General features: G+C 70.3%; 13 protein-coding genes. 6 read left to right on the plus strand and 7 right to left on the minus strand.

Annotated features, from left to right (window positions below):
• The first annotated feature begins 157 nt into the window (after window positions 1-157).
• Entirely contained in the window at window positions 158-1,120 is a 963-nt protein-coding gene (locus OG842_RS21475; protein WP_266731767.1) for an NUDIX hydrolase, read from the plus strand.
• Window positions 1,117-1,947, plus strand: a complete 831-nt coding sequence (locus OG842_RS21480; protein WP_266731769.1) for an MBL fold metallo-hydrolase — start codon at window positions 1,117-1,119, stop codon at window positions 1,945-1,947. Before OG842_RS21475 ends, OG842_RS21480 begins: the two co-directional genes overlap by 4 nt.
• A 70-nt stretch (window positions 1,948-2,017) precedes the next feature.
• On the opposite strand, the gene OG842_RS21485 is transcribed toward OG842_RS21480, so the two are convergent.
• Window positions 2,018-2,692 (minus strand): Crp/Fnr family transcriptional regulator, encoded by a 675-nt coding sequence (locus OG842_RS21485; protein WP_014046869.1) that lies wholly within the window; start codon window positions 2,690-2,692, stop codon window positions 2,018-2,020.
• A 340-nt stretch (window positions 2,693-3,032) separates the two neighbouring features.
• Between OG842_RS21485 and nth the strand changes: the two genes are divergently transcribed.
• From nth to OG842_RS21500, 3 genes are all read left to right on the plus strand, one after another.
• Complete coding sequence (gene nth / locus OG842_RS21490; protein ID WP_266733732.1) at window positions 3,033-3,854, plus strand: endonuclease III; 822 nt, start codon at window positions 3,033-3,035, stop codon at window positions 3,852-3,854.
• A 215-nt stretch (window positions 3,855-4,069) separates the two neighbouring features.
• The gene (locus tag OG842_RS21495; protein WP_266731771.1) at window positions 4,070-4,828 is read left to right on the plus strand and encodes an NUDIX hydrolase; all 759 of its coding nucleotides are present in this window, start codon (window positions 4,070-4,072) and stop codon (window positions 4,826-4,828) included.
• Window positions 4,829-4,916: 88 nt separating this feature from the next.
• Window positions 4,917-6,122, plus strand: coding sequence for a MarP family serine protease (locus OG842_RS21500; RefSeq protein ID WP_266731773.1), 1,206 nt, complete (start codon window positions 4,917-4,919; stop codon window positions 6,120-6,122).
• A 66-nt stretch (window positions 6,123-6,188) separates the two neighbouring features.
• Here the strand turns inward: OG842_RS21500 and OG842_RS21505 are convergent, their stop codons facing one another.
• The 6 genes from OG842_RS21505 to OG842_RS21530 form a co-directional block, all read right to left on the minus strand.
• Window positions 6,189-6,392 carry a hypothetical protein gene (locus OG842_RS21505; protein ID WP_266731775.1) on the minus strand — a complete coding sequence of 68 codons (204 nt, stop codon included), beginning with the start codon at window positions 6,390-6,392 and terminating at the stop codon, window positions 6,189-6,191.
• 106 nt (window positions 6,393-6,498) lie between these two features.
• Complete coding sequence (locus OG842_RS21510) at window positions 6,499-7,662, minus strand: alpha/beta fold hydrolase (protein ID WP_266731777.1); 1,164 nt, start codon at window positions 7,660-7,662, stop codon at window positions 6,499-6,501.
• Window positions 7,659-8,192 (minus strand): phage holin family protein, encoded by a 534-nt coding sequence (locus tag OG842_RS21515; RefSeq protein WP_266731779.1) that lies wholly within the window; start codon window positions 8,190-8,192, stop codon window positions 7,659-7,661. Before OG842_RS21515 ends, OG842_RS21510 begins: the two co-directional genes overlap by 4 nt.
• A 47-nt stretch (window positions 8,193-8,239) precedes the next feature.
• Window positions 8,240-9,646, minus strand: coding sequence for a Na+/H+ antiporter NhaA (gene nhaA / locus OG842_RS21520; RefSeq protein WP_266731780.1), 1,407 nt, complete (start codon window positions 9,644-9,646; stop codon window positions 8,240-8,242).
• A 231-nt stretch (window positions 9,647-9,877) separates the two neighbouring features.
• Window positions 9,878-11,875: an acetate--CoA ligase gene (acs, locus tag OG842_RS21525; RefSeq protein ID WP_266731782.1), complete on the minus strand. Its 1,998-nt coding sequence runs from the start codon at window positions 11,873-11,875 to the stop codon at window positions 9,878-9,880.
• Between the two features lie 208 nt (window positions 11,876-12,083).
• Entirely contained in the window at window positions 12,084-14,843 is a 2,760-nt protein-coding gene (locus OG842_RS21530) for a SulP family inorganic anion transporter (protein WP_266731783.1), read from the minus strand.
• Between the two features lie 284 nt (window positions 14,844-15,127).
• On the opposite strand from OG842_RS21530, the gene OG842_RS21535 reads away from it, so the two are divergent.
• Complete coding sequence (locus OG842_RS21535; protein ID WP_328512438.1) at window positions 15,128-16,555, plus strand: hypothetical protein; 1,428 nt, start codon at window positions 15,128-15,130, stop codon at window positions 16,553-16,555.
• Window positions 16,556-16,711 lie beyond the last annotated feature (156 nt).

Consider the following 16,711-nt stretch of genomic DNA (forward strand, 5'->3'; position numbering starts at 1 on the left):
CCTTCATTTCCTTCTTGATCCCGTTTCCTTCTTGATCCCGCCCGGTCGCGACTACCGGGCGGGATCATCTGTGTGCACGGGTGTGCAGGCATGCACGGGGCGTGTACGGATCACTGCACCTCTCGAACATCGGCGCGGTTCCGGATAGCCTCCGGCCATGTCCAATGGTCAGTGGTACCCACCGGAATGGCCCGACCGGATCCGGGCACTTGCCGCAGGTGAACTGAGCGCCGCGACCCCGAAGCGGGCCGCCACCGTGATGCTGCTCCGGGATTCCGCCGCTGACACCGAGGGCGGTCCCGCCGTCCACATGCTGCGCCGCCGGACCTCGATGGCTTTTGCCGGCGGGGCGTACGCCTATCCGGGTGGCGGGGTCGACCCGCGCGACGACGACCGGCTCGTCGGCTGGGCCGGGCCCGCGCTGGAGAGCTGGGCCGAGCGGCTCGGCGTCGGGACTCCGGCCGAGGCCCAGGCCATCGTCTGCGCGGCGGTCCGGGAGACGTACGAGGAGGCCGGCGTCCTGCTCGCGGGGCCGAGCGCCGACACGGTGGTCAGTGACATCACCGGTGCCGACTGGGAGGCCGACCGCGAGGCACTGGTCGCCCGGGAGCTGTCCTTCGCCGAGTTCCTGGACCGGCGAGGTCTGGTGCTGCGTTCGGACCTGCTGGGCGCGTGGGCGCGCTGGATCACGCCCGAGTTCGAGCCCCGCCGCTACGACACCTGGTTCTTCGTCGCCGCGCTCCCCGAGGGCCAGCGCACCCGCAACGCCTCCACGGAGGCCGACCGGACGGTATGGATCCGGCCCGGCGAGGCGGCCGACGGATACGACCGGGGCGAGCTGCTGATGATGCCGCCGACCGTGTCGACGCTGCGGGCGCTGAGGCCGTACGGGACGGCCGCCGAGGCCCTGAAGGCGGCGGATTCCCAGGACCTCACGCCGGTGCTGGCACAGGCGAGGCTGGAGGGCGGCGAGTTGGTACTGAGCTGGCCGGGACACGACGAGTTCACCAAGCGCATCCCGGGCGGGCCGACCGGTGGCGGTCCCGGTCGCGGCGCCGGTGAGAGTCCCGGTGGCGGCGCCGGCGAGGGTCCCGGTGGAGCGGGAGGCGAATCCGTATGAGCAATGCGGCAGCGCTGCCCGGACAGCCGCGAGGCACGGTCCTGTCCGGCCCCGCCACGGCCCGCGCCGTCAACGTCCTCGCCCCCAACGCCTCGCCGATGACGCTGGACGGCACCAACACCTGGATCGTCGCCGAGCCCGGCTCCGATCTCGCGGTCGTCATCGACCCGGGCCCGCTGGACGACATACATCTGCGGGCCGTCATGGACACCGCCGAGCGGGCCGGCCGCCGGATCGCGCTCACGCTCCTGACCCACGGGCACCCCGACCACGCGGAGGGCGCGGCCCGGTTCGCCGAGCTGACCCGTACGAAGGTACGTGCCCTGGACCCGGCGCTGCGGCTGGGCGACGAGGGTCTGACCGCGGGCGATGTGATCACCACCGGCGGCCTGGAACTCCGGGTCGTGCCGACCCCGGGGCACACCGCGGACTCGCTCTCCTTCCATCTGCCCGCCGACCGGGCGGTGCTGACGGGGGACACGATCCTCGGGCGCGGCACCACGGTCGTCGCGCACCCGGACGGGCGGCTCGGCGACTACCTCGACTCGTTGCGGAGGCTGCGCTCGTTGACCGTCGACGACGGCGTGCACACGGTGCTGCCGGGGCACGGTCCGGTGCTGGACGACGCGCAGGGCGCGGTCGAGTTCTACCTCGCGCACCGGGCGCACCGGCTGGCCCAGGTGGAGACGGCGGTCGAGGCCGGGTACCGGACGGCTTCGGAGGTGGTGGCTCAGGTGTACGCGGACGTGGACCGGTCCCTGTGGCCCGCCGCGGAACTCTCGGTGCTGGCCCAGCTGGAGTACCTGGGCGAGCACGGGCTGATCTGACCTGCGGCGGAACGCGGGAAGGCCCCACCGGGCGGCGGGGCCTTCCACGTCGTGCGGAGGAGGGGTCCGGCTAGCGGGACCGCTTCGCCAGGCGCTCCACGTCCAGCAGGATGACGGCGCGCGCCTCGAGGCGCAGCCAGCCACGTCCGGCGAAGTCGGCGAGCGCCTTGTTGACCGTCTCGCGGGAGGCGCCGACCAGCTGGGCCAGCTCTTCCTGGGTCAGGTCGTGGACGACGTGGATGCCTTCCTCCGACTGGACGCCGAAGCGGCGCGACAGGTCGAGGAGGGCGCGGGCGACGCGGCCCGGCACGTCGGAGAAGACCAGGTCGGACATCTGGTCGTTGGTCTTGCGCAGGCGGCGGGCGACGGCGCGCAGCAGGGCCGTGGCCACCTCGGGGCGGGCGTTCAGCCAGGGCTGGAGGTCGCCGTGGCCGAGGCCGAGGAGCTTGACCTCGGTCAGCGCGGTCGCGGTCGCGGTGCGGGGGCCCGGGTCGAAGAGCGACAGCTCACCGATCAGCTCGCCGGGGCCGAGGACCGCCAGCATGTTCTCGCGCCCGTCGGGGGAGGTGCGGTGGAGCTTCACCTTGCCCTCGGTGACCACGTAGAGGCGGTCGCCCGGGTCGCCCTCGTGGAAGAGCGCGTCGCCGCGTGCGAGGGTCACCTCACTCATCGAGGCGCGGAGCTCCGCGGCCTGCTCATCATCGAGCGCCGCGAAAAGCGGGGCGCGCCGCAGAACGTCGTCCACGAGTTCTCTCCTTGTCGGCCTGTTCAGGGAACCGTGGTCCCCATCATGCCGGACGGTAAAACAGTGCGATCAATCACAAACCAGTTTGACGCACGGGCGTGCCCAATCGTGCGGCAGGGGGCGGATTGGTGGCGGATGCACGGTGAGCGGGGCAGATGTCGGTGCGTGGCTCTAGGCTGGCCGGGTGTCCAAATCGCCGGTGAGAGCGCAGGCCAAGGGGGCTGATGGGGTGTCGGGAGGCCGTGATTCCGCTGTGGGCGAACAGGGTGCCATTCGCCCGGAAAGAGCGACAAAACGCCCCACCGGCGAGTCGGTGGGGAAGCCGGTGAAGCAGTCGGCCGTGAAGGCCACGGCGGCCGCAGCGAAGTCCTCGGCGAGGTCCTCGGCGACGACGAAGCCGGAGTCGCGGCTGGCGATGGTGCGCCGGGCCCGCAAGATCAACCGCGAGCTCGCCGAGCTCTATCCGTACGCCCATCCCGAGCTGGATTTCCGTAATCCCTTCGAGCTCCTGGTCGCCACGGTCCTCTCCGCCCAGACCACCGACCTGAGGGTCAACCAGACCACTCCCGCGCTCTTCGCCGCCTACCCCACCCCCGAGGACATGGCCGCCGCCGTCCCGGAGGAGATGGAGGAGCTGATCCGGCCGACCGGCTTCTTCCGGGCCAAGACCAAGTCGCTGATAGGCCTCTCCGTGGCGCTCAGGGACAACTTCGGCGGTGAGGTACCGGGCCGGCTCGCCGATCTCGTCACGCTTCCGGGGGTCGGCCGGAAGACCGCCAACGTCGTGCTGGGCAATGCCTTCGGGGTCCCCGGGATCACCGTCGACACCCATTTCGGCCGTCTGGTCCGCCGTTGGAAGTGGACGGACCAGGAGGACCCGGAGAAGGTGGAGGCCGAGATCGCCACGATCTTCCCGAAGAGCGAGTGGACGATGCTCTCGCACCGGGTCGTCTTCCACGGCCGCCGCATCTGCCATGCCCGTAAGCCCGCCTGCGGCGCCTGCCCCATCGCCCCGCTCTGCCCGGCGTACGGCGAGGGCGAGACGGATCCGGAGAAGGCCAGGAAGCTGCTGAAGTACGAGATGGGCGGACAGCCGGGCCAGCGGCTGAGCCCGCCCGCGGACTATCCCGGCAAGCCCGCGCCGGCCCTCGGGGCAGGCTGACACCCGGCATCGGCTGGCGGACGGCCGATGTGGCCGGAACGGCACGGGTGACCGCAACGGCCGGAACGAAATGCGTGATGAAAGGCGTTGTGAGACGAGGGGTGCCTATGAAGACGCACGAACAGAGCACGGAAACGGCAGCCGCGCCCGCAGCGGAAAGCTCGGCAGCGGCCGGCCCCGCAGCTGCAGGACCCGCCGCGCCTGCCGCCTCTGCCATGGGAGACCCGGCAGCGGTCGGCCCCGCAGTGGTCAGCCCCGCCGCGGCGGTCGCGGCGGCCGCCGCCGCGGCGGGCACCGGAGAGGACGGCACGATCACCGTCACGACCGAGGGGCTGCCCGCCTGGCTCGACCCCGTGGCCCGCGCCGCGCGGACCATCGAGCCCGACCAGCTCAGCCGCTTCCTCCCGCCGGAGAGCGGCGCAGGGCGGCAGTCCGCCGTGCTCGTACTCTTCGGCGAGGGGGAGCGCGGCCCCGAACTGCTCCTCATGGAGAGATCCGGAAGCCTGCGTTCCCACGCCGGGCAGCCCTCCTTCCCCGGCGGCTCCCTGGACCCGGAGGACGGCGACCAGGCGACGACAGGGCCGCTCAGGGCCGCTCTGCGGGAGGCCCGGGAAGAGACCGGCCTCGATCCCCGCGGGGTCCAGCTCTTCGGCGTGCTGCCCCGGCTCTACATCCCCGTGAGCGGCTTCGTCGTGACACCGGTCCTCGGCTGGTGGCGCTCGCCCAGTCCGGTCGGCGTCGTCGATCCGGGCGAGACGGCCCGGGTCTTCACCGTTCCCGTGGCGGATCTCACGGATCCGGCCAACCGCGCGACCACGGTCCACCCCAGTGGCCACCGGGGCCCGGCATTTCTGGTCGAATCCGCCCTGGTCTGGGGTTTCACGGCCGGAGTGATCGACCGAATTCTGCACTTCGCGGGCTGGGAGCGCCCCTGGGACAGGGCCAAGCAGGTGCCGCTCGACTGGCGCGCATGACAGGCTGACTCCCGTGCTGCGCTGTCCGGCCCCGCCCGGACCCAGCAGAAGGAACGGGCCCGGTGACGAATCTGCGAGGCTATAGACGGTGAACGTGCTGGACATCCTGCTGCTGGTCGCCGCCGTGTGGTTCGCGGTCATCGGCTATCGACAGGGGTTCGTCGTCGGCATCCTGTCGGTGATCGGATTCCTGGGCGGCGGCCTCGTCGCCGTCTACCTCCTGCCGGTCCTGTGGGACCAGCTGACGGACGGCTCCGAGGTCTCGTCGACGGCAGCCGTCGTCGCCGTCGTCATCGTGATCGTCTGCGCCTCGGTGGGCCAGGCCTTCACCACCCACCTGGGCAACAAGCTCCGCCGGTACATCACCTGGTCGCCCGCGCGCGCCCTCGACGCCACCGGCGGCGCCCTGGTCAACGTCGTCGCGATGCTGCTGGTCGCCTGGCTGATCGGCTCCGCGCTGGCCGGCACCACGCTGCCGACGCTGGGCAAGGAGGTCCGCAGCTCCTCGGTTCTGCTCGGCATCTCCCGGGTGATGCCCACACAGGCCTCCACCTGGTTCACGGACTTCTCCTCGGTCCTCGCGCAGAACGGCTTCCCGCAGGTCTTCAGCCCGTTCGCCAACGAGCCGATCACCGAGGTCAAGGCTCCGGACCCGGCGCTGGTGGGCAGCCCCGTCGCGGCCCGAGCCAAGCAGTCCATCGTCAAGGTCGTCGGCACGGCCCCGAGCTGCGGCAAGGTCCTCGAAGGCACCGGCTTCGTCTTCTCCGACCGCCGGGTGATGACCAACGCCCATGTCGTCGGCGGGGTCGACGAGCCGACCGTACAGATCGGCGGCCAGGGGCGGCTGTACGACGCGAAGGTCGTCCTGTACGACTGGCGGCGCGACATCGCCGTGCTCGACGTACCGGACCTCGACGCGAAGCCGCTGCGGTTCGCCGACACCGACCACGACGCCCGGACGGGGAACAGCGCCATCGTCGCGGGGTTCCCGGAGAACGGCTCGTACGACGTACGAGCGGCGCGGGTCCGGGGCCGTATCGACGCCGGCGGCCCGGACATCTACCGCCGGGGCACCGTCCACCGCGATGTGTACTCGCTCTACGCGACGGTCCGTCAGGGCAACTCCGGCGGACCGCTGCTGACCCCCGCGGGCGAGGTGTACGGCGTCGTGTTCGCCAAGTCGCTCGACGACCCCGACACCGGTTACGCGCTGACGGCCGACGAGATCCGCCAGGACGTCGAGCGCGGCCGCTCCGCCAACCAGCAGGTCGACAGCCAGGCGTGCGCGCTCTGAGCACCTTGGAAGTGTGATGAAGTCCCGCCCGGCCGGTGAGCTCTCACCGGCCGACCGGGGCGGACGTCATCCGCGTGGATGGCGCAGCCGCGCCGAGACCCAGCGGGCCCGACGGCGCAGAATGCGCGGAATACCGAGCCGGGGGTCATGCAGAACCCGCATATCGTGCACCCGGCCCTGGGGGCCGTCCCCCTCATGAGTGCTCGGACTCGCCGTGGCGGTCGAGCGGCGGTTGCGTGCTGTGTCACCGAAGTCGTGCGTCCAGCCCATACCGGGACGTCTGCCCGTGCCTCATGGTCGGTAACCGCCCATCCGTCAGCCAATTGGCCTATGCGCCGGGCAATTGGCCGTTCGGCGGACAACCGTGCCCCTACGGCTACCGATCGGGCTCCGAATCCTTGAGCCAGCTGATGAGTTCGGCCGAGAACCCGGCCGGGTCCTCCTCGTGGGGGAAGTGCCCCAGACCGTCGAAAAGTCGCCAACGGTACGGCGCTTCGACGTACTCGCCGGAGCCCGCCGCACTCCGGGTGCGGATCGCTGGATCGAGTGAACCGTGCAGGTGCAGCGTCGGTACCCGCACCGGCAGCTTCATCCGCCGGTTGAACTGGATTCCGTCAGGACGGGCGAGGGAACGCACCATCCAGCGGTACGGCTCGATCGAGCAGTGCGCCGTCGACGGGATGCACATCGCGCGGCGGTAGACGTCCACCGTCGCGTCGTCGGGGAAGTCCGGCGTCCGGGGGCCGGCCCATTCGTGGATCAGCCGGCCGACCAACGCCGCGTCGTCCGCGACGAGCTGACGCTCCGGTACCCACGGGCGCTGGAAACCCCAGATGTACGAGCCGGCCCTGGACTGCGCGAAGTCGGAGAGCATTGAGGAGCGCCAGCGGCGCGGATGCGGCATCGAGGAGACCACGAGGCGGCGCACCAGCTTCGGACGCATCACCGCGGCGGTCCAGGCGAGGTAGCCGCCCATGTCGTGGCCGACCAGGGCCGCGTCCGGTTCGCCGAGCGAGCGGATCACGCCGGTGATGTCGAGCGCCAGGTTGGCGGGGTCGTAACCCCGGGGCGTACGGTCGCTGCCGCCGACCCCGCGCAGGTCCATCGCGACGGCCCGGAAACCGGCGTCGGCCAGCGCGGTGAGCTGGTGGCGCCAGGTCCACCAGAACTGCGGGAAGCCGTGCAGCAGCAGCACCAGCGGGCCCTCGCCGAGCTCGGCGATGTGGAAACGCGCGCCGTTCGCCGCCACGTCCCGGTGGGTCCACGGCCCGTCGATCCGCACGGGCCCGCCGGAGCCGGACGGGGCGGGTGAGGCGGTTGGGGCGGACGGGGCGGGTGAGCCGCTCGGAGCGGCTGGGGCGGCCGGGCCGACCGAGGCCGTTGAGCTTGCAGAGCCCGCAGAGCTTGCAGTGTCTGAGGCGCCGCCCGAGCCTGCCCGGCTGCCCGAGCCTGTCCGGCCGTCCCTGTCCGCAGGGGCTGCCTGACCTTCCGGGCCTACGGGGCCTACCGGGTCGAATGCGCTGGAATCGGGGACCGTCATGTGGACGAGCGTGCCACAGAGGAGCCCTTGTCCTTGACCGGAGCCTTCTCCATGGCCTTGCCCGTCAGCGTGCTGCCCGAGGCGGTCGGGAGGCTCGTCCTCGCCGTGATGGCGGGCCGCGGGTGCGGCTTGACGCCCTGCAGCACGGCTGCCGTCTGCTTCGCCGAAGCGATGGACTTCTCCGGCGGCTTGACCTTCCTGAACTTGAGCCAGCCGATCAGCCCGAGCAGGAGGGCCAGGAGGAAGAATCCGCCGGCCACGATCAGGAACGACCACGCCAGACCCAGGCCCAGGTTGTGGATTCCGTAGGCGGCCGCGAAGCTCAGCATCGGCATCATGAACAGGAGCAGCACGGCCGCGACGATCAACGCCACGCTGCCGATCGCCCCGCGCTTGACGTCCTGCCGCACCTCTGCCTTGGCCAGGGCGATCTCGTCGTGCACCAGTGCGGACATCTCGGCCGTCGCCGCGGCGACCAACTGCCCGAGACTGCGGTCGGCGCTGCCCGCGTTGTTGCCGGGGTCGCTCATCCCTGACTCCCTCTCCAGTCCTGCTGCTCAACACATCTGGTGTCAGATCATGCCGGACTGTCCGGCTCGTTGCTCGCTGCCCCCGCCAGTTGGGCAAGGCGACGGTGCTCGGCCGCCTTCCTCTCGTGGATCGCGGCCATCCGCAGGTGGTACGCCGGGTCGCCCTGTTCGTAGATGTCCGGCACCCCGTCCTCGTCCTCGTCGAGCTCCTCGGCCTCGTGCAGCGCCTGGTATCTGCGCACCCGGAGTCTGATCAGTACACCGGAGAACACGGCGGCCGTCAGAGAGCCGATCAGCACGGCGGCCTTGATCTCGTTGATCATGCCCTCGTCGCCGGCGAAGGCCAGCTCGCCGATGAGCAACGAGACGGTGAAACCGATGCCGGCGAGCGAGGCGACCGCGAAGACGTCCGCCCAGGCCAGATCCTTGTTCAGCTCCGCCTTGGTGAATCGGGTGGCCAGCCATGTGCCGCCGAAGATGCCCACGGTCTTGCCGACGACGAGACCCAGGACGACGCCGAGGGTCTCGGGCCGGGTGAAGACATCCGCCAGCGCGTCGCCGGAGAGGGAGACGCCGGCCGAGAAGAGGGCGAACAGCGGTACGGCGAGACCGGCCGAGAGCGGGCGGATCAGGTGCTCGATGTGCTCGCCGGGCGAGTGGGTCTCGCCGTCCCGCCGGGTGCAGCGGAGCATCAGGCCCATCGCGACCCCGGCGATCGTCGCGTGCACGCCGCTGTTGTACATCAGGCCCCAGATGACCAGGGCGAGCGGTACGTAGATGTACCAGCCGCGTACGTTTCTGCGCAGCAGCAGGTAGAAGACGGCCAGGCCGATGAAGGCGCCGGTCAGCGCCAGGAAGTCGATCTTCTCGGTGAAGAAGACCGCGATGATCAGGATCGCGAAGAGGTCGTCGACGACGGCGAGGGTCAGCAGGAAGGCGCGCAGCGCGTTCGGCAGCGAGGTGCCGATGACCGCGAGGACGGCGAGCGCGAAGGCGATATCGGTGGCGGTGGGGACGGCCCAGCCGCCCGTCGAACCTCCGCCGACCACGTTCACCAGCGTGTAGACGACGGCCGGGACCGCCATTCCGCAGAGTGCGGCGACGACCGGGAGGGCGGCTGCCTTCGGGTCGCGCAGTTCGCCCGCGACCAGTTCCCGCTTGAGCTCGACGCCCGCGACGAAGAAGAAGATCGCGAGCAGCCCGTCCGCCGCCCAGTGCTCCACGGAGAGGTTGAGGCCCAGCGCCTGGGGGCCGAAGTGGAAGTCACTGACGGACGCGTAGCTGGAACCGAAGGTGTTCGCCCACACCAGGGCGGCTATCGCGGCGACCAGCAGGATCATGCCGCCGACGGTCTCGGTGCGCAGTGCCTCCGCGAGATAGTTCCGCTCAGGGAGGGACAGCCGTCCGAGCAGGGTGCGGCGGGGCGAAGGGGGTGCGGGGGTGGGCGCGGCCACGTGTGGAGACCTCCGGGTCGGTACGGCAGCGATGGCATGGCTGATGCACTTGCCGACCAGACTTCCCGGCACACCCTGTGGAGATTTCTTATTGCTTTATTGACGCAACTGCCACTGTACCCGTGGTGTGCGGGGTTGTATCCGGTGATCTTCACCTTAGATGCCCGAGGGGCACCCGGCGCGTTGCCGGATGCCCCTCGGGGACGTACAGCTCTGTTCCGTCTGCCGCGGTCAGTCCTCGGAGGAGGACGACGGCAGCTGGGCCTGGATCAGGTCCATCACCGAGGAGTCGCTCAGCGTGGTGACGTCTCCCACCTTGCGGTTCTCGGCGACGTCACGCAGCAGGCGCCGCATGATCTTGCCGGAGCGGGTCTTCGGCAGCTCGGCGACCGGCAGGACCCGCTTCGGCTTGGCGATCGGGCCGAGCGTGGCACCGACGTGGTTGCGCAGCTCCGCGACCAGTTCGTCGGAGGCGTCGGCCGTACCGCGCAGGATCACGAACGCGACGATGGACTGGCCGGTCGTCTCGTCGGCGGCACCGACCACGGCCGCCTCGGCGACCGAGGGGTGCGACACGAGCGCCGACTCGACCTCGGTGGTCGAGATGTTGTGCCCGGACACCAGCATCACGTCGTCGACCCGGCCGAGCAGCCAGATGTCGCCGTCCTCGTCCTTCTTGGCGCCGTCGCCCGCGAAGTACTTGCCCTCGAAGCGCGACCAGTAGGTGTCGATGAAGCGCTGGTCGTCGCCCCAGATGGTGCGGAGCATCGACGGCCACGGCTCGGTGAGGACGAGGTAGCCGCCCCCGCCGTTCGGAACCTCGTTGGCCTCGTCGTCGACGACGGTGGCCGAGATGCCGGGCAGGGCACGCTGGGCGCTGCCCGGCTTGGTCTCCGTCACGCCCGGCAGCGGCGCGATCATCATCGCGCCGGTTTCGGTCTGCCACCAGGTGTCCACGATCGGGCACTTGTCGGCGCCGATGTGCTTGCGGTACCACATCCACGCCTCGGGGTTGATCGGCTCACCGACCGAACCGAGGACTCGGAGACTGCTCAGGTCGAACTTGGCGGGGATGTCGTCACCCCACTTCATGAACGTACGGATCGCGGTCGGCGCGGTGTAGAGGATCGTGACGCCGTACTTCTGCACGATCTCCCAGAAACGCCCCTGGTGCGGGGAGTCGGGCGTGCCCTCGTACATGACCTGCGTCGCGCCGTTGGCCAGCGGGCCGTAGACGATGTACGAGTGGCCGGTCACCCAGCCGATGTCGGCGGTGCACCAGAAGACATCGGTCTCCGGCTTGAGGTCGAAGACCGCGTGGTGGGTGTACGCCGCCTGCGTGAGGTAGCCGCCGGAGGTGTGCAGGATGCCCTTCGGCTTACCCGTCGTGCCGGAGGTGTAGAGGATGAAGAGCGGCTGCTCCGCCTCGAAGGCCTCGGGGGTGTGCTCGGCGGACTGCCGGCCGGTGATCTCGTGCCACCAGACGTCGCGGCCCTCGGTCCACGCGGTGTCCTGCCCGGTGCGACGGACCACGAGGACGTGCTCGACGGTGTCGATACGGGAGACGGCGTCGTCCACGGCGGGCTTGAGCGCGGACGGCTTGCCGCGACGGTAGCCGCCGTCGGCGGTGATGACGACCTTGGCGTCCGCGTCCTGGATGCGGGCGGCGATGGCGTCGGCGGAGAATCCGCCGAAGACCACCGAGTGGGCGGCGCCGATGCGGGCGCAGGCCAGCATCGCGATGGCGGCCTCGGGGATCATCGGCAGGTAGACGGCGACCCGGTCGCCCTTGCCGACACCGAGCTCGGTGAGGGCGTTGGCGGCGCGGGAGACCTCGTCCTTGAGCTGTGCGTAGGTGATGGCGCGACTGTCGCCGGGCTCGCCCTCGAAGTGGATGGCGACCCGGTCGCCATTGCCGGCCTCGACGTGGCGGTCCACGCAGTTGTACGCGACGTTGAGCTTGCCGTCCGCGAACCACTTCGCGAAGGGCGGGTTGCTCCAGTCGAGCGTCTCGGTCGGCTCCGTGGCCCAGGTCAGGCGACGGGCCTGCTCTGCCCAGAAGCCCAGCCGGTCCGCCTCGGCCTGCTCGTACGCCTCCGCCTTGACGTTGGCGTTCGCGGCCAGATCGGCAGGCGGTGCGAACCGCCGCTCCTCACGAAGCAGATTGGCCAAGCTTTCGTTGCTCACGACATCTCCCATTCCCAGGGTGTCCGTTGTGTCCCGGGGCATAGCTCATCAGGCCAAAGGCCGGGTGACAAGTGTCTGCCCGGAATTGGTTTAGACCTGTGTCTCGTGTATGGAGACACGGTCCCGCATCCACGTGCGGTGCGACGCGGTACGGCGCAGTGCGGAGGGAGCTGTGCAATGCGCCGCGGCGCGACTCGGAGCGGTGCGGAGGCAGGACCACAAGGTCTCACGGACCCGGGGCGAATGCGGTTCAGACGCCCGTGCGTTCCAACTGGCCGGAACCGGGGGCGTCGCCGGGGTCCACCCGGTCGAAGACCTCGTCGAGCTCCAGTCCGCTGCTGGCCGCCTCGGTCAGCAGATAGGCCTGTGCCTCGCCCACGTGGAAGTACATGCCGTGCAGCCGGATCGTGCCCTCGGCCAGTCGCCGAGCAACCGATTCGTGTGCCCGCAGATGGTCCAACTGCTGGACCACATTGGTGAGGCAGAGCTGCTCGAGCGCGTCGGTCGGCAGCCGTCCGGAGATCCGGGCCCAGGCGTGGTGCCGGGACGCCATCCGCTCCAGGCTCGGCAGCCCATGTCTCAGCCACCGCCACAGGGACGTGGCCGGAGTCTCCTGGTCCGGTTCGGCGCCCAGCAGTGCCTGCATCGCTCCGCAGCCGGAGTGCCCGCAGACGGTGATGGACTCCACCTTCAGCACGTCCACCGCGTACTCGATCGCCGCACCCACCGAGTGGTCCCCCGACTCGGCGTTCGGCAGGGGCACCAGATTGCCGATGTTCCGCACGGTGAACAGGTCGCCCGGGCCACTCGCCGTGATCATGCTGGTGACGAGGCGGGAGTCCGCGCAGGTGATGAAGAGCTGGGACGGGCGCTGCCCCTCGATGGCCAGCCGGGCCAGCTCGTCGCGCACCAGCGGAGCGGTGTTGCGCTGGAACGAACTCAGACCGTTGATCAGCCGGTTGCCCCCGGTCGGGCGGGGGGCTGCGGTGGCCGGCTCACGACCTGGGGCGTGGGTGTTGTCCGGGGCGCCGGGGGCCGTGTCGTGGGCGGTGCGGTGGTCGCCGGGGCTGATGTGGCCGGTAGTGACGGCATTGCTGATACTGCCGACATCGGCGGTATCGCTGACATTGCCGATGTCGTGGGCGCTGCCGGGGCGGGCGGCAGCGGACGGTTCGCCGGGGCCGTGGCCCGCTTCGGGCGCACGGCCGGGTTCGTCGTGGCAGTGATGGTTGCGCCACGGTGTCCAGGGGCGGCAGCAGGAGTGCTCCGCCGAGGCGGGCTCGGCGATCCGGCTGCCGGACCTGCCGGTGAACACGACCCTGCCGCCATGGGCGGTCTGGGCGGTGCTCCAGTCCTGGATCGCCTCGTACGCCGCATGGTCCATGAAGAAGCCGTCCAGCTCGACGACGGCATCCCCGCCCTGGGGCAGCTGGCCGAGCGTACGGCTGAGCCGGGGCACCGCGAGGAATGTCAACTGGCCGCGCACGACGACCAGATGCTGTCCGCCCTGATCGGTGACCGTGATCCGGGTCCCGGCCAGCCGGTGCAGGGCGACCGCCACTGCCACCGCGATGCCGATCACCACGCCCTTCAGTACGCCGAAGACGACCACGCCGGTGATCGTCGCCCCGTACACCAGGAATTCGCGGTGCTTATGGACGTTGCGGATGTGGGCGAAACTCACCATCTGGATCCCGACCATCATCACCAGCGCGGCGAGCGCGGCCAGCGGGATCCACTCCAGCACGGTGACCAGCAGTCCGGTGGCGAGCAGCACCCAGACGCCGTGCAGCACGGTGGAGGCGCGTCCGGTCGCCCCGGCGCGTACGTTCGCCGAACTGCGCACCGCGCCACCGGACACGGCCAGCCCTCCCACCAGCCCGGACAGCGTGTTGGCGATGCCCTGGGCGCGCAGCTCGCGGTCGAGATCGGCGCGTCTGGCGGGCAGGATGAGGGGCGCGGCCGGAGCAGACGTCGAAGGTGCGTGTGCGAGGGTCGTGGCCGGAGTGGACGTCGAAGGTGCGTGTCCGAGCGCGGGTGCGGGTGCCCCGGTTGAGGTTGCCGCCGGGGCGGGTGCCGACATCGCACCCGCACCGGGTCTGGCGGCCGTTCTCTCGGCGGTGCGGTCGGCCGACAGCTTGTCCACGGCCACCGCAGCGAGAAGTGATTCCAGGCTGGCCACCAGCATCACCGTGAAGACGGCGGTGGCCAGGGCGAGTACGGGGCCGTGCGGCATTTCGGGCAGGGCGTGCGAGCGCCAGGACGGCAGATCGACCCGGGCGATCCCGGGCGCGACGATCGCGGCCATCGCCGTAGCGGTCACCACCGCGGCGAGGGCGGCCGGAATCCGCCGTACGGCTCTGCCGACCCTGCCCGGAATCCGTGGCCAAAGGATCAGGATGGTGATGGTCAGTACGCCGATGAGCGGGGCGGCCGGGCTCACCCGGCCCAACTGATCGGGGAGCGCGAGGGCGTTGGCGACGGCCGAACTCTGTGGCGAGCCGCCGAGCACGATGTGCAGCTGGGCGAGCGCGATGGCCACGCCGATCCCGGCGAGGGTGCCGTGGACGATGGCGGGGCTGACGGCGAGGGCGCTGCGCGCCGCTCGCAGCGAGCCGAGCAGGATCTGGAGCAGCCCGGCGCCGATGGTGATCGCGCAGGTGGTGCGCCAGCCGTAGATCTGGATCAACTCGGCTGTGACCACGGTCAGTCCGGCGGACGGGCCGCTGACCTGGAGCGGGGTGCCGCCGAGCAGCCCGGCGACGATGCCGCCGATCGCGGCGGAGATGAGGCCGGCTTCCAGCGGGGCGTCCATGGCGACGGCAAGGCCGAGCGACATGGGGACGGCGAGCAGGAAAACCGTGATCGATGCGGACAGATCGGCGCCCGCGATACGGAATCGACCACCGCGCGGTGGCGGCGGGCTGTGTGGTCGCTTGACTCCCGAGGCGCGTGAGGGACGCGAACTACGGGATGTGCGGTTGTGGCGAGTGGGGACGCAAGCAGACATGTTCCCGTCTCCTCCGGGCAGCGCGGTCGCGGAATGTAGGGACGCGGCCATGGGTCACGGCGTGCAGCGGCGGAATTTCTCAACTCTCAGTAAACAGATCGTAATGGAGAGTAAAGATCTGTGTCCACACTTGTGATCGAATGGGCAAGTCGATCACCCAATCAAGTGAATAAGCATCTTTTCATTCGGTATGTCCTGTTGGTCTCGACCGGCCGCGTGCGAACTTGACCGCGCCGTGTCGGCATTTCGACGCGAATAACCCGCAAGGAAGAGGTGGGCGGACGATGGCTGCCACGACGAGAGTCGTTTCGCGGAGGGCCGCCACGGAGAGGGCGGCCGCCGGGCGGGTTGCCCTGGGCGTCGTGGCCGTCGCGCTGACTGCGGGAGTGGCCGGGTGCTCCGGCGGCTCCGGCGACGACACCGGAGCTGCCGGCCCAGGGGCGGCGGAGAAGGCCCCCGAAGCGGAGAAGGCCCCTGAGGCGAAGAGGGCCCCTGAGGTGAAGACGGCTCCCGAGACGAAGAAGGAGGCCCCTGAAGCCCCGGCCGCGCCCAACAGCGTTTTCCGGCTCATCGGCGACGGGTCCACCGCGTTCACCGGCAGCCAGCCGAAGCAGCCTGTGGCCAAGCGCCTGGCGCCTGGTCAGAAGCCGCCGCAGTTCGTGGTGTTCTCGTGGGACGGCGCAGGCGAGGACAGCCAGAAGCTCTTCTCCTACTTCCGTGAGGTCGGCAGGAAGTACCACGCGAACATGACGTACTTCCTCAGCGGCGTGTACATGCTGCCGGAGGACAAGCGGGAGCTCTACGACCCACCGAAGCACAACGCCGGCAGCTCCGACATCGGCTTCAACGACACCGAGGGAATCCGGAACACCATCACCCAGGTGGGCGGGGCCTGGGAGGACGGTAATGAGATCGGCACCCACTTCAACGGGCACTTCTGCGGTCCCGAGGGCGGCGTCGGGACCTGGTCCGTCGATCAGTGGAAGAGCGAGATCAGCCAGGCCAAGTCCTTCGTGAAGAGCTGGAAGACCAACGACCCGGGCCTCGAAGCGGAGAAGCCGCTTCCCTTCGACTACGACAAGGAGCTCATCGGCGGCCGCACCCCCTGCTTGGAAGGGCAGAAGAACATGGTGGCGGCAGCAAGGACGATGGGCTTCCGCTACGACTCCAGCGGGGTCAACAACCAGGTCTGGCCGAAGAAGAAGGACGGCGTCTGGGACCTCTCGCTGCAGCTCGTCCCCGTGCCGGGCCGCAAGTTCGAGACCCTGTCGATGGACTACAACTTCATGGTCAACCAGTCCGGCGCGGAGACGCAGGGCGACCCGGGCATGCACGAGTACTGGGGCAACCAGATGCGTGACGGCCTGCTCCAGGCCTTCGACCGCTCGTACGACGGGAACCGCGCCCCGCTGATCATCGGTAACCACTTCGAGTCCTGGAACGGCGGCACCTACATGCGCGCAGTCGAGGACACCATCGCGTCGGTCTGCACCAAGGAAGGCGTCCGCTGCGTCTCCTTCCGGCAACTGGCCGACTGGCTGGACGCGCAGGACCCGGCGACGCTGGCGAAGCTCGGCAGGCTCGATGTCGGCCAGGCGCCCGAGGAGGGATGGTCCGCGTTCCTCGACGGAACCGGGACTTCCGAAGCCGGCCGGGCAGCGGGCGCCGACAAGGCTCACGCGGGGCCGGGCGAGGACGAGAACAGCCGCTGAGCCGCGCGGCCGGCCGTGGCCGACGCGTCGTGCGCCGGACCGGCCGGATGGCGGGGCTGTGCGTCGAGCGCCGGATCGGCCGGACGGCGGGGCTGTGCGTCGAGCGCCGGACGGGCCGGAGATCCGATCCTGCCCGGCGCTCTGTCGAGATGACGG

This window comes from Streptomyces sp. NBC_00376 (genome assembly GCF_036077095.1).
Classification (GTDB): Bacteria; Actinomycetota; Actinomycetes; order Streptomycetales; family Streptomycetaceae; genus Streptomyces.

Bases quoted from the DNA above. Each gene is read 5' to 3' on its own strand.
- OG842_RS21475 (WP_266731767.1), top strand. From the start codon at position 158: ATGTCCAATGGTCAGTGGTACCCACCGGAATGGCCCGACCGGATCCGG.
- OG842_RS21530 (WP_266731783.1), bottom strand. From the start codon at position 14,843: ATGTCTGCTTGCGTCCCCACTCGCCACAACCGCACATCCCGTAGTTCG.
- OG842_RS21510 (WP_266731777.1), bottom strand. From the start codon at position 7,662: ATGACGGTCCCCGATTCCAGCGCATTCGACCCGGTAGGCCCCGTAGGC.
- OG842_RS21480 (WP_266731769.1), top strand. From the start codon at position 1,117: ATGAGCAATGCGGCAGCGCTGCCCGGACAGCCGCGAGGCACGGTCCTG.
- OG842_RS21535 (WP_328512438.1), top strand. From the start codon at position 15,128: ATGGCTGCCACGACGAGAGTCGTTTCGCGGAGGGCCGCCACGGAGAGG.
- acs (WP_266731782.1), bottom strand. From the start codon at position 11,875: ATGCCCCGGGACACAACGGACACCCTGGGAATGGGAGATGTCGTGAGC.
- OG842_RS21495 (WP_266731771.1), top strand. From the start codon at position 4,070: ATGGGAGACCCGGCAGCGGTCGGCCCCGCAGTGGTCAGCCCCGCCGCG.
- OG842_RS21505 (WP_266731775.1), bottom strand. From the start codon at position 6,392: ATGGGCTGGACGCACGACTTCGGTGACACAGCACGCAACCGCCGCTCG.
- OG842_RS21515 (WP_266731779.1), bottom strand. From the start codon at position 8,192: ATGAGCGACCCCGGCAACAACGCGGGCAGCGCCGACCGCAGTCTCGGG.